At 66.6% G+C, this 11,670-nt stretch carries 11 protein-coding genes; 6 read left to right on the top strand and 5 right to left on the bottom strand.

The window, feature by feature from the left end; genetic code table 11:
• The first annotated feature begins 703 nt into the window (after nucleotides 1-703).
• Nucleotides 704-1,909, top strand: a complete 1,206-nt coding sequence (locus ACFW3D_RS41415) for an MFS transporter (protein WP_500513604.1) — start codon at nucleotides 704-706, stop codon at nucleotides 1,907-1,909.
• A gap of 85 nt (nucleotides 1,910-1,994) precedes the next feature.
• Nucleotides 1,995-2,429, top strand: a complete 435-nt coding sequence (locus ACFW3D_RS41410; RefSeq protein ID WP_500513603.1) for a GFA family protein — start codon at nucleotides 1,995-1,997, stop codon at nucleotides 2,427-2,429.
• A 486-nt stretch (nucleotides 2,430-2,915) separates the two neighbouring features.
• Here ACFW3D_RS41410 and ACFW3D_RS41405 read toward each other — a convergent pair whose 3' ends face one another.
• Together ACFW3D_RS41405 and ACFW3D_RS41400 are read right to left on the bottom strand one after the other, a co-directional pair.
• Nucleotides 2,916-4,097 carry an amidohydrolase family protein gene (locus tag ACFW3D_RS41405; protein WP_500513601.1) on the bottom strand — a complete coding sequence of 394 codons (1,182 nt, stop codon included), beginning with the start codon at nucleotides 4,095-4,097 and terminating at the stop codon, nucleotides 2,916-2,918.
• Nucleotides 4,098-4,423: 326 nt separating this feature from the next.
• Complete coding sequence (locus ACFW3D_RS41400) at nucleotides 4,424-5,458, bottom strand: methyltransferase (protein WP_500513600.1); 1,035 nt, start codon at nucleotides 5,456-5,458, stop codon at nucleotides 4,424-4,426.
• A 519-nt stretch (nucleotides 5,459-5,977) separates the two neighbouring features.
• On the opposite strand from ACFW3D_RS41400, the gene ACFW3D_RS41395 reads away from it, so the two are divergent.
• Nucleotides 5,978-6,445, top strand: coding sequence for a TIGR03618 family F420-dependent PPOX class oxidoreductase (locus tag ACFW3D_RS41395; RefSeq protein ID WP_500513599.1), 468 nt, complete (start codon nucleotides 5,978-5,980; stop codon nucleotides 6,443-6,445).
• 127 nt (nucleotides 6,446-6,572) lie between these two features.
• On the opposite strand, the gene ACFW3D_RS41390 is transcribed toward ACFW3D_RS41395, so the two are convergent.
• On the bottom strand, nucleotides 6,573-7,661 hold the full coding sequence (locus ACFW3D_RS41390; RefSeq protein WP_500513597.1) for a GlxA family transcriptional regulator: 1,089 nt from the start codon (nucleotides 7,659-7,661) through the stop codon (nucleotides 6,573-6,575).
• Between the two features lie 70 nt (nucleotides 7,662-7,731).
• On the opposite strand from ACFW3D_RS41390, the gene ACFW3D_RS41385 reads away from it, so the two are divergent.
• Complete coding sequence (locus tag ACFW3D_RS41385; protein ID WP_500513595.1) at nucleotides 7,732-8,682, top strand: NADP-dependent oxidoreductase; 951 nt, start codon at nucleotides 7,732-7,734, stop codon at nucleotides 8,680-8,682.
• A 389-nt stretch (nucleotides 8,683-9,071) separates the two neighbouring features.
• On the opposite strand, the gene ACFW3D_RS41380 is transcribed toward ACFW3D_RS41385, so the two are convergent.
• Together ACFW3D_RS41380 and ACFW3D_RS41375 are read right to left on the bottom strand one after the other, a co-directional pair.
• A complete protein-coding gene (locus ACFW3D_RS41380; RefSeq protein WP_500513594.1) occupies nucleotides 9,072-10,013 on the bottom strand; it encodes a helix-turn-helix domain-containing protein in 942 nt (313 codons plus the stop codon).
• A 358-nt stretch (nucleotides 10,014-10,371) separates the two neighbouring features.
• Entirely contained in the window at nucleotides 10,372-10,848 is a 477-nt protein-coding gene (locus ACFW3D_RS41375; protein WP_500513592.1) for an ATP-binding protein, read from the bottom strand.
• A gap of 142 nt (nucleotides 10,849-10,990) precedes the next feature.
• Between ACFW3D_RS41375 and ACFW3D_RS41370 the strand changes: the two genes are divergently transcribed.
• Complete coding sequence (locus ACFW3D_RS41370) at nucleotides 10,991-11,428, top strand: helix-turn-helix domain-containing protein (protein WP_500513590.1); 438 nt, start codon at nucleotides 10,991-10,993, stop codon at nucleotides 11,426-11,428.
• Nucleotides 11,325-11,552 carry a helix-turn-helix domain-containing protein gene (locus tag ACFW3D_RS41365; protein WP_500513589.1) on the top strand — a complete coding sequence of 76 codons (228 nt, stop codon included), beginning with the start codon at nucleotides 11,325-11,327 and terminating at the stop codon, nucleotides 11,550-11,552. The genes ACFW3D_RS41370 and ACFW3D_RS41365 overlap by 104 nt, the downstream gene beginning before the upstream one ends.
• Nucleotides 11,553-11,670 lie beyond the last annotated feature (118 nt).

Genomic DNA, 11,670 nt, shown 5'->3' with positions numbered 1-11,670 from the left:
ACCCACGGCACCGTCCTGCCCACCGAACTCACCGCATAGCCTCAAAGAAGAGATCACCGAGTGGCCGTCGATACACCACTCCAACGGACGTGACCAGTGCCCAGGCGGAATAGGCGGTCTCGACTCTTTACAGGGCGGTCGGATCTCACTTCGCTGAGTCTGGGACGTGTGCCATCGACTCCGCACTCGATGACCGTTGATGTTTTGCCCGTCGACTGACTTGTTTGCCCTGCAGGGTTCGGTGTCACCGTCATCCGCTGCGGCCTGGGCTTACCAGCCGTTGATCAGAATTTGCTTTCGCTTCATTCCAAATGGCTACCAAGGGCGGCAAGAGGGGCTGCCCGGCCGGATTCACTGGTGGCAACCTGGTCGCAAGACTGCTGGGGGTCGGGATCCTGGTCATGGCCCCGCTTGGCAGCCGGGGCCGCCCGGGGGGTTGGGTTTGTTGCCATACGTTCGAGTATCACGCGAGATGCGCGGCCCAAGGTATCCCTGTCAGTGGTAGCCACGCGGAGCGTAGACGATGCAGGTGTCTGGCTAACACGTGGCGGCTCGAAGCAATCTCGACGTGTCGGTAACCGACACCTTGCAAAACCGGCCCGTCCTGACCTTCCAGGTCATCTGTGGCGGTCCGTTTTGCTTCGCCGGCCATTCGTCAGAGCACTCCACGCCTGGCGAGCCACTTATCGCCCTTGGAAAGGCTATGACTGACACCATCTCCCTATCCACAGCTCCCGCCGCGGCGGGAGCCCGGCGGGAGCGTCTCCCGGGCAGGGCCCTGCTGGGCCTGTTCTTGTCCGGCTTCATCAGCATTCTCACCGAATGCCTTCCGGCGGGCCTGCTGCCGGAAATGAGTCGTACTCTCGGAACGAGCCTCCCGCTCACCGGTCAGACCGTCACGCTGTACGCACTGGCCACAGCGTTGGGGGCCATTCCTCTCGCACGGGCGACGGCGCGGTGGCAACGCAAGCATGTCCTGCAGCTCGCCCTGGCCGTGGTCGCCGCCACCAACACACTCACGGCTTTGTCCAGCGACTACGGTCCTACTCTGGTCCTCCGCTTCGTCGCGGGTCTGGCGACGGGACTCATATGGCCCCTTCTCGGCGGCTACGCCGCTCGACTTGCGCCGGACGGACAACAGGGCCGTGCGATCACCATCGCCTTGGCAGGGACACCCATCGGCCTGGCACTCGGTATTCCGCTCGGCACCTGGCTCAGCAGCCTCGGGGGCTGGCAGTCGGCCTTCTACGCCTCGGCCGCCGTCAGCGTCGCAACCATGGCATGGGTCCTGGCGACACTTCCGAACCTGCCGGGGCAGCCGATCGACGCACGCTTCAAGATCTCTCAGGTCCTGGTCATCCCGGGACTGCGTCCCATCCTGTTCGCGCTGGCCTCATACATGATCGCGCACAACATCCTGTACACGTACATCACCGATCTCCTCGGCTACGTGGGGATGGCAGGTCAGACGGGCTGGGTGTTGTTCACCTTCGGGGTCACCTCGGTGCTGAGCCTGCTGGTCGTCGGTACACACATCGACCGTCATCTGCGCAAGCTCGTGGTGAGCAGCGTGGTGACCTTCGCAGCCTCCGTGCTTGTGCTTGCCGTGCTCGCACACATACCGGTGCTGGTCTATGCCGCTGTCGCCGCCTGGGGTTTCGCGTTCGGCAGCTCTCCCAGTCTTTTCGTCGGTGCCGCGATCAACGCCAGTGGTGAGGCGGCCCACATCGCTCAGTCCATCACCATCACCGTGTTCTCCGCCTCCATCGCGATCGGCGGCCTCATCGGTGGCCTGCTCCTCGCGGCCGTGAGCACTGCCTCGATCACGTGGGCATCCCTGCTGCTACTGATCGCCGCAGCCGTCACCGTCATCACCGGCTCCAAGCACGCGTTTCCCGAGCGGGCCTGATGCGGTGACACAACGCGGTTGCAGCGGCGCACCCACATTCCCCTTTCGCTGGACATCCAGCACATTGATCAAAGGAGACTCCGTCATGAGCAACACCCCGCCGGCGCCCGTCAGCGCGTGGACCGGACACTGTCTGTGCGGCTCGGTCAGCTACCGATTCGACGCGCAGCCCGAAGCCGTCGTTCTGTGCCACTGCGGCCATTGTCAGCGGCACACCGGGTCGGCCTTCTCGGTGAACGTGCTGGTGGCCCGCGATGCCGTGGAAATCGAGGGAACCCCCAAGTTGCACCAGACCGTTGGAGCTGAGAACGGCAACCTGCGGGACAGGCTCTTCTGCGGCGACTGCGGTACCCCGATTCTGACCATCCTCCATGAACGCCCCGAAATCATCATCGTCAAGGCAGGAACCCTCGACGACCACTCGGATCTGGAGCCGGGCGCTGAGATCTGGCGGCGCCGAGCCCAGAAGTGGGTTGAGCCGAACACCGACCGGGCGATCTTCGACGGGGACGCCAAGTAGCGGCGCATCGAGGAGATCGCAGCACTGCCCGGGGTACTCAGGAGCCCGGGCAGTGCGCTCGCCGGGTCCCTCACACACGTCACCTCGAGAGCACGAACAGGGTGCGCCTCGAGATGTGGCGGCCGGAGGCGACAGGCGAGGCGTCCAGGAACAGCTGGTGGGCGGGGCGCCGCCCGAAACGGTGGATTGGCACACGGATGAGGTCCGTGGCGCCTGCTGATGCCACGCGTACGCGGCCGGCCCATTCCAGGGCGAGATCACGCATCCTCAGTGGCGGTCGACTTGAGTGCTTCCCGGCCGGGGAGACCGATGTACTCCTGGTCGGTCCGGGGCTCCAGCGGCCACCGGCCCCGCACGCAGCGTCGGCATCCGTGCCGCACGCAGGTTCGTCTCGCGTGGGATCGCACGACCGCCGGAGCAGGGGGCCGCACGGGTCGAGGGGGCCGTGTTCCGATCGCCCCCGACCCGTTTGACGCTCAGGGGGCGTCAGCGCGCCCGGACCCCGGACCGGAATACCGCGGTGACGTCCAGCAGTGCTGTTGCGTCACGAGACGGGTCGCCGCTGACCACGAGCAGGTCGGCGTCGTAACCGGGACGAAGGTACCCCTTCCGCGATCCGAGACCGGACGCCTCGGCCGCCAGCGCGGTGACTGCGGACAACGCCTCCTCGGAGGAGAAGCCGAGGCCGAGAAGCTCGGCGACCGCGTGGGGGAGGACGTTGTGCGGCTTGAAGGGGGCCACGCCGGCGTCGGTTCCCACCACCACCCGCGTGCCGTGTTCATGGAGTGACCGGTAGCCGGCGGAGATCTTGGCGAACTGTGCGGTGAGGGCTGCCGGTGGGGGGACGGTTGGATCGAACCCCAGTGTCACGCTGGCGAACACATCGCTCTTCGCGATCGCGGCCAGCACCTTCTCCTCGGGGGCGAATCCTTCGGGTGTCATGAAGCTGACGTGCTCGAGCGTGTCGACGCCCGCATTCACCGCGTCGAGGATGGCCTCGTTCCCGTGTGCGTGCGCGGCCACGGACAGCCCGATCTTGTGGGCTTCCTCCACGACCATGCGCAGTTCGTCGGCGGTGTACTGGGAGGCATGCATCGGCTTCGATCCCGGTGTCATGTGGCCGCCGCTCGCCATGATCTTCACCACGCCGCATCCCTGCCTGCCGCGCTCCCGGACGGCGGTTCGCAAGGCATCAGTTCCCTCGGCTTCGCCTCCGAAGAAGTGGCAATGTCCCCCGATGGGGGTCAGCGGCGGCCCGGCGGAGACGATGTGCGGGCCTCGGGCAGGATGCTCGTCGAACTCCTTTCCGAGTCCGACCGACAGAAAGGCTCTGTCGCCAAGGTCGCGGACGGATGTGATGCCGGCGGACAAGGCGCTGGCGGCCGCGCGCCGCATCTGTTCCAGCAGTCCGTCGTCATCGGTCTTGCTCAGCGCGGTGACCGGGTCGGCGCTGGCGTCGAAAGCCAAGTGCATATGAGTGTCGATGAGTCCGGGCAAGACACAGGAATCGGCACCGAAGTCGAAGACCTCGGACACGTAGGGGTCGCTGTGCATCTCATAGGCGCTGGCCACCTTGTAGATTCGGCCATTCTCAACGAACAGCGCGCACGGGCCGGACCATGCGGCACCGTTGAACATGCGAGCAGCTTGTATGACATATTTGCTCATGTCCACAGGCTAACCGTGAATCCGTCAACCGCCGTGCGAAGCGATCCCGTTGGCACGATCGGTCATATCCTCTGGCACAGATTGCACTGGCGCGAAGACAGGTACCTCGACGAGACCTGCACGCCAAAGCCGTTCGTGCAGGCCCGTCCGACGCTAGAAATTACGTCAAGCCGCGAGCCACATCCATCGCTTCGTCCCGAGGCGGTGTTTACTGCATCGCCATCGCTCGAGGAACGGAGTTGTCCGCCCAGCTACTGCGGCGGCGTCACAACCCAAGGTGCCGGGGCTGATCGACCGAAGCCCCTCACCGGGTAGGCGCCGCCGACTTACCCAAGACGAAACTCGAGCAGGTTTCGCCACGGACCGATGTGTTTTTGCCCGGCCAAATGCAGCCCGCAGTGTGCCGCCAGATCGACTATTTGGTGTTGCGTTCGCTCACGACCCCCCAGGAAAGTCCACATGTTGAGGTCCATGCCTGTGTTACGCGGCTGATCGGGTTCGCCGTCGAGCATGGTCTCCACCACGACCACGGCTCCGTGGGGGGCCATTGCATTGGCGCAGTTGCTCAAGATGCTGATCGCCTCTTCGTCGGCCCAGTTGTGCACAATATCCGAGAGGAGATAAAGGTCGGCGCCCTCGGGAAGGGAATCGAGGAAGTTTCCCTCCAGGGCTACGGCTCGCCGCGCGAGCACGGCTCGGGTCAGGCGTGCCGACGCCTGTGCGATCGTTTCTGCGCGTTCAACGACATGTCCGCGCATCTGAGGGTGCGCCTCCAGTACGGACGCCAGGATGAGACCGTCCCCGCCGCCGACATCGACAAGATGGGTGAACCGTGACCAGTCGAACGCGTTGAGCAGTGTGGTGGCATCACCGTGGATTCGATGCTGCATCGTCGCATCGAATGACGCACGGAGCGCGGGGGTCGCCGCGAGATCAGTCCAAAAGTCGCGCCCGTACCGCCGGGAGTAGGCATCTCCGTTGGTGGTGACGGTGTGAAGAAGTTCGACAGCGGCGAGCTGCGCCCGCCCGAGCGCGCCGTGCAGGTCGAGACCAGGACGAAGGGGATGCGGATCATCGGAGCGTAGTTGGCGGCCCCAGGCGGTGACCGTGTACCGACCGAATTCCTCTTCATGTTCGAAGGCGCCGACGGTGACCAGGTGATCGAGTAGTCGACCAAGCGAGGTCGCCTCCACGTCGACCAGAGCCGCAATCTCAGCAACGGTGGCGCCTTCCTCGGGAACCAGGTCGGCGAGTCGCAGCGTTGCTGCCACCCTCAGAGACATGGGCGTCATCAAGTCCGCTGACTCCGCCACCGATTTTTCGTGAGTTGTCTGTTCCACGTTGATCTTCTCTTCCGTCATGCATGAGCGTCGTGTGCGACAGGGCTCGGTCGCAGCGGTAGCCCGTCGACGTACCGATAGGGGGCAGGGCCGGGTGCGGTGCAGGTCCTGCGGAGGAAACCCAGCTGTCCTTGCCGTCTACCGGACTACAGCTTCGGCTCAGCAGCCAACAACTGATCTGCCTGCTCCTGCTGTGCCTACTACCGGCAGGGACAGGAAGGGTTCCGCCGAATACGGAGTCCAGGTGACAAAATTCTTCAGCAGTGCAGCCGTTCTGAACGAGAAAAGCGACGACGGTGTTGGTCCCTTGTGGGGCAGCGAGAGACTTCCCAGGGCTTGGGGTGCCGACGATCGGCTGACGACACGTCCCAGTGCTTCCCGGAGAGTGCCACTGCGCCGATTGAAACGGGCGCATGCAACGCTGCAACGAGACTACGCATGGGAGTTGCCCCGCTGCCTCAGCTGCCGGCACGGGCGTGCACCGAGAACGTACGCGGCTGAACGAGATGCGTGCCGCTTGCCACACATCGACGAGCCAGGATGGACGGGATCACCATGGAACTCGGCAGGAAGACCGTGCTCGACTTCGCGAACCTGGCGCGCTTGGAACAGGGTCTCGCTGTGGTGTCGACACTGCGTGCTGACCACACCGTACAGTCGTCGGTTGTCAATGCCGGCGTCATCAGACATCCCATGGACGGCACGGACGTCGTGGCTTTTGTGACGTACGGGAAGGTCAAGCTCGCCAACCTCCGGGTGCGCCCCCGGCTTGCAGTAACCGTGCGTTCCGATTGGTCGTGGTCAACGGTGGAGGGAGAGGCTGAGATCGTGGGCCCCGACGACCCGCATCCGGCTTTCGATGCGATCCCGGTACACCAGCTCCTCCGTGAGATCTACGTCGCCGCCGGCGGCACTCACGAGGACTGGGACGAGTTCGACAGGGTGATGGCCGCGGAACGCCGCGCCGGCGTACTGGTGAAGCCCGTACGCAGCTACGGGATCAGCTGATAGCAGGCGCGGGCCCTGCACGAAGCTGACCGAAGCCTTGCGTTGGCAGGCTTCAGCCGCGGTGCGCGGGTGCGCAGGAACTCGCCCAACTTGGGTCCGCATCGCCGGTCACGGCCGGCGCGTCCCGTCAAGGTCGAGGCGTGGCTGTCCCCACGGGGGAGGTCGCACGGCCCGATAATGCGTCCTGTTCTCCCCGCGCATCGGAGAGGTCACTGACTGTAGTCCGTGTCGGCGCACGGTCCACGGACCGCTCGTGGGTGGACGGATCAGCGGTTCTGAAAGCGCGGCGGTAGGCCACGGGTGAGACTCCCAGTTCCGCGTTCAGGTGCTGGCGCAGCGAGGTGGCGGTGGCGAAGCCGACTTCGAGCGCGACCTGATCAACAGTCAGGTCCGTTGCTTCCAGCAGGGACTTGGCGCACGCGAGGCGCTGCTTGGTAAGCCACTGGCCGGGGGGCAGGCCGGTCTCCGCGCGGAACCGACGGACGAAGGTCCGCACACTCATATGGGCATGCTCGGCCATCTGCTCCACGGTGGGCCGTTCACTGAGCTGCTGGAGTGCCCACTGACGGGTGGTGGAGGTGGATGCGGCGGGGTCGTCGGGGAGGGGGCGCTCGATGTACTGGGCCTGGCCGCCCTCGCGGAAGGGAGCCACCACGCAGCGTCGCGCGGCGCGGTTGGCCAGGCGGGCGCCGTGGTCTGTGCGGATCAGGTGGAGGCACAGGTCCACCCCGGACGCGGCACCGGCCGAGGTGAGCACGTCGCCGTCATCGACGAAAAGCACGTTTTCGTCCAGGCGGATATGCGGGTACCAGCGGCGGAACAGCTGTGCGCTCTCCCAGTGCGTGGTGGCCGGACGCCCGTCGAGCAGGCCGGCCGCGGCCAGGACGAAGCCTCCGCTGCAGATGGAGGCGAGCCGCGTGCCCGGCCGGATCCGGGCCAGGGCGGCGGCGACAGTCCGAGGGAGCTCGCGGGTCAGCCGTGCGGGATCGAGCGGGGCGATGATCACGGTGTCAGCTGATTCGAGTGCCTCCGGTCCGTGCCGCGGGACGATGGTGAAACCGGCGTTGGTCTCGACCGGAGCACCGTCACTGGAACAGACGGTGACCTCGTACCGGCCGTCGGCGGCGCTCAGGACGCGCGTGGGCATCCCCAGTTCGAAGGGATAGACGCCGTCAAGGGCGAGGACGGCGACTCTGTGCGGCTCCGAATGGACCATGGCACTATTCTATCGCCTATTGACATTTCTGCCATTGCCGGGGCGTGTGCGGGGGACGCACGCTGGGGCCATGATCAAGCAAATGATGCGTGCCGTCAGCCAGCACGCTTATGGCGCACCCGAAGTCCTCGAGGAAGTCGAGGTCGAGCGACCTGAGCCCATAGGTAACGAGATCCTGGTCGCCGTCCACGCCGCGGGACTGAACCCCACCGACTTCAAACACCGCGCCGGGATGATGCGCTTCGGCGAGCCGCCGTTCACGCTGGGCTGGGACGTGTCCGGTGTGGTCGAGCACGTCGGCGCCGGCGTCTCGCTGCACCGGCCGGGCGACAAGGTGTTCGGGATGCTGCCGTACCCGAACGGTCACGGCGCCCATGCCGAGTACGTGACCGCTCCAGCCCGCGCCTTCGTACCCGTCCCGGCGGCGCTCAGCCACGTCGAGGCGGCCGCGCTTCCCCTCGCGTCGATGACCGCATGGCAGGCGCTCATCGACAGGGCTGACGTGCGACCGGGCCAGAGGGTGCTGGTCCACGCGGCGGCCGGCGGCGTGGGCCATCTCGCGGTGCAGATCGCCAAGGCCCGCGGTGCGTATGTCATCGGTACGGCGTCCGCGGCCAAGCACGACTTCCTTCGGAGCCTGGGAGTCGACGAGGTCATCGACTACCGCACACAGGACTTCGTGACGGAAGCCACTGATATGGACGTGGTCCTCGACCCGTTCCTCGGCGAGGACCGTCTGCGCTCGCTCGAAACGCTGAGGCCGGGCGGTCTGCTGGTGTCGATCCTGCCCACGCAGTTCACGGAAGTGGAGGAGCGCGCGGCCCAGTTGAGGGTGCGGGCCACAGCCATGCAGGTCGAGTACGACCACACCGGCATGGCGGGCGTCGCCGCCCTGGTGGAGGCCGGCAAGCTGTTCCCGCACGTCTCCGGCACCTACCCGCTGGCCGAGGCCGCGAAGGCGCACGCGGAGGGAGAGCTGGGCCGGGTCACGGGGAAGCTGGTGCTGACCATTCGACCGTAAGCCCGATGCGGTAAGCCGGCCGGCTGAGTTGGTGCCGGCCGGCCATCGGCGGGACGCCGAAGCCTCGGGCCGTGGAACACCGCGATCCGCGTCTTGTCGGTGGGGGGAGGGTGTCGAGCGATCAGATTCGCTCCGCTCTCCCCGGCCGTGAGTGCCTCGGCCGGGTCGGTGTCTTCGGCGCCCATGTCCCTCGCTGCTGCTTCTCCGCGGCGCGACCGGCCGATGACGGCGACGCAGGCGCCCATGGCAACGGCACAACGGATGGCGACCGCCGGCGCCGATGACGGCGACACGTGACGCCGCGGTGCTTGCGCCCGGTCGCAGGTCATTGAAAGCCGTCAGGCCCGCACACATCAGCGGGGCTGCACGTGTGACGGGCGCCGGTGTCGTCAACCGCCTGCGGTAGACGACGCGCCCCCCGCCGCGTCCGCACCCCAGCTCGCCAGCAGGCGCAGAGCCTCCTCGGACTTTGAGCCGGGCTCGGCGTGGTAGATCGACAACGACTGTTCCTGATCACCCGGAAGTGTGAGGGTCTCGTAGCGCAGTGTCAGCTCGCCCGTCAGCGGGTGCATGATTCGCATGCCTCCGTGCGACTTCTTCTTGACGTCGTGGGCCGCCCACCGCGTCCGGAACTCCTCGCTCTTCACGGAGAGCTCCCCGACCAGTGCCGCGAGCAGCGGATCGTCTGCGTGCAGGCCGGCGTCCAGCCTCAGGTGTCCCACCACGTCGGAGGCCTTGATCTCCCAGTCGGCGTAGCGCTGCCGGGCCCCTGGGTCGAGAAAGATGATCCGTGCCCAGTTTCGCTCCTGCGGGGCACGCGCCGCCCAGTCACCGAAGAGCGCGGAGGCTGTGCGGTTCCAGGCCAGGACGTCGGTTCGGCGGCCCCAGACGTAGGCGGGCACGCCTTCCATCGCCGACAGCAGATCCAGCAGTGCCGGCCGTACCTGCTGGCGCCGTGGTGCGGGCCGCCGCTGCTGCCGTTTCGGCTTGGCCAGATGCATCAGGTGGGCGTGCTCGGCGTCGGAGAGCCGCAACGCACGGGAGATCGCGTCCAGGACCTCGGCCGAGACGTTGCGGGCATTGCCCTGTTCCAGTCGTGTGTAGTACGCCCCTGAGACTCCGGCGAGCTGTGCCAATTCCTCCCGCCGCAGGCCCGGCACCCGGCGCCTTCCGCTGGAACCGGTGAGCCCGATGTCAGCCGGGTTCAGCCGGGCCCTACGGGTGCGCAGGAATTCGCTCAGCTCGGTACGCGGGTCGAGGCGCCGCTCGTGGTCGGCGTCGGGGTCCGACACGGCCGCCGAGACGATGCGCGGATCAGTGTGAGGAGCCATGAAGCCCAGTATTGCGCCGTAAACTCACGGCATGGCCGGTAGACGTGTCCCTGCTGGTGGTACGCACGCGGGATGTACGTAGGGGTGGCAACGCCGCAGGGCTGGAGCCGTCAGCATTTCGTTCCCCTGCGACCGAGGGGCTGGTCACGCATCAGCGCGATCGAGCACCGGCCCCGCAGCGCGCCGGCCACATCCAGCAGCGCCACAGCATCGCCTGCGGGCGTGCGGCACCGCATACGGGCGTGCGGCACCGCATATTCGACCGAGACACCAACGATGTGGAGCCCGCGCCGACCGGCCTCGGCACCGTAGCCGCAGACGTGCAGCTACTCAGCGGGACCGGTCGGTGCCACAGCGCTCACAGGCCTCGGTCATGGGGGGAGTCGAGCTCTATCCAGACAGACTTGCCAGCGTCGGCACGGTGCTTTTCGACGCCCCATCGGTCGGCGACAGCGGCAGTGATCTTCAAGCCGCGCCCGCTCTCCGGGGTGTCCGAATCGGCCCGCGGTTGAGGCAACTCGTCGGACGGGTCGTGCACAGCCACACGCAGCAGCACTGTGGTGCAGGCAACAGTGATGGTGACCTGGGTATCCGCCGCGAGACTGCGGCAGCCATGCACGACGGCGTTCGACATGAGCTCTTGGGCGGCCAAAACGACGTCCTCTGCGATCTCTTCCAGTCCGCACTCGTGAAGAGCGGCTCGCAGTCCCCTGCGTACGGAGGCCATGGCAGCCGGGTCAGCCCGAAATGAGATCTCGAGGAAAGGCGACAGCCTTTCACGTGGAGAATGCGGACACATGTTCCTGGCTTCATCGCCGAAGGACGGTTGGGTCACCGCTTACCTCCTGCGGGATGCCCCGGGCCCCAGCGGCGGCGCCTGCGACAGGGGCCACGCCGCTTGCGGGAGTACTACTGACTTGTAATGCGTGATGTCGTGGGGTGCTGACAGGTCGTGATCGTCGCGGTACACCACGGTCATGAGGTACGCGCAGGGTGGCGGGCTGACTGCCGAGCGGAGGGCGTTTCGCGAGCAGATCCGTCTGGACGCGGGCGAGATGTTCGCGGCCGGTAGCGACAACGCCGAGGTGGCGAAGGTGCTGCGGGTGCATGTGCGCTCGGTACAGCGCTGGCGGCGCGAGTGGGCCGAGCGGGGTGAAGCGGGCCTGGTCTCGAAGGGGCCGGCGTCCTTGCCCAAGCTCAGCGACGAGTTGTTCGTGAAGCTGGAGGCGGCCTTGGAACTGGGGGCAGTGGCGCACGGCTGGTCCGACGAGCGCTGGACGCTCGCGGCGGATCAGGACGCTGATCGGGCGGATGTTCCACAAGAGCTACACCGTGCCCGGGGTGTGCCTGTTGCTGCACCGGCACGGCTGGTCGCCCCAGGTGCCGGCTCGCAGGGCGGTGCAGCGCGACGATGAGGCGGTCGCGACGTGGGTGAAGGAGACCTGGCCGGCCGTGGAACCACCGCGGCGGCGCTCGGGGCCTGGACCGTCTTCGCCGACGAGGCCGGGTTCTCGATGGGCTCAGTCAAGATTTTCGTGAAGCGATGACGCGGCGTCATACCAGGTGGATGTGCACGGTCTGTGCTGTGTTGCGCTGGTGACGCGCTGGTCGAGGCAGCGGGACCCTGTGACCGTGTGAGGTAATGCTGCAGCAGTTC

The organism is Streptomyces sp. NPDC058864 (assembly GCF_042742985.1).
GTDB lineage: Bacteria > Actinomycetota > Actinomycetes > Streptomycetales > Streptomycetaceae > Actinacidiphila.
This window is presented reverse-complemented; position numbering and strand designations above follow the sequence as displayed.

What these genes read in the sequence shown, in the direction of transcription:
- ACFW3D_RS41415 (WP_500513604.1), top strand. Translation starts at nt 704, where the DNA reads ATGACTGACACCATCTCCCTATCCACAGCTCCCGCCGCGGCGGGAGCC.
- ACFW3D_RS41410 (WP_500513603.1), top strand. Translation starts at nt 1,995, where the DNA reads ATGAGCAACACCCCGCCGGCGCCCGTCAGCGCGTGGACCGGACACTGT.
- ACFW3D_RS41405 (WP_500513601.1), bottom strand. Translation starts at nt 4,097, where the DNA reads ATGAGCAAATATGTCATACAAGCTGCTCGCATGTTCAACGGTGCCGCA.
- ACFW3D_RS41400 (WP_500513600.1), bottom strand. Translation starts at nt 5,458, where the DNA reads ATGACGGAAGAGAAGATCAACGTGGAACAGACAACTCACGAAAAATCG.
- ACFW3D_RS41395 (WP_500513599.1), top strand. Translation starts at nt 5,978, where the DNA reads ATGGACGGGATCACCATGGAACTCGGCAGGAAGACCGTGCTCGACTTC.
- ACFW3D_RS41390 (WP_500513597.1), bottom strand. Translation starts at nt 7,661, where the DNA reads ATGGTCCATTCGGAGCCGCACAGAGTCGCCGTCCTCGCCCTTGACGGC.
- ACFW3D_RS41385 (WP_500513595.1), top strand. Translation starts at nt 7,732, where the DNA reads ATGATCAAGCAAATGATGCGTGCCGTCAGCCAGCACGCTTATGGCGCA.
- ACFW3D_RS41380 (WP_500513594.1), bottom strand. Translation starts at nt 10,013, where the DNA reads ATGGCTCCTCACACTGATCCGCGCATCGTCTCGGCGGCCGTGTCGGAC.
- ACFW3D_RS41370 (WP_500513590.1), top strand. Translation starts at nt 10,991, where the DNA reads ATGAGGTACGCGCAGGGTGGCGGGCTGACTGCCGAGCGGAGGGCGTTT.
- ACFW3D_RS41365 (WP_500513589.1), top strand. Translation starts at nt 11,325, where the DNA reads ATGTTCCACAAGAGCTACACCGTGCCCGGGGTGTGCCTGTTGCTGCAC.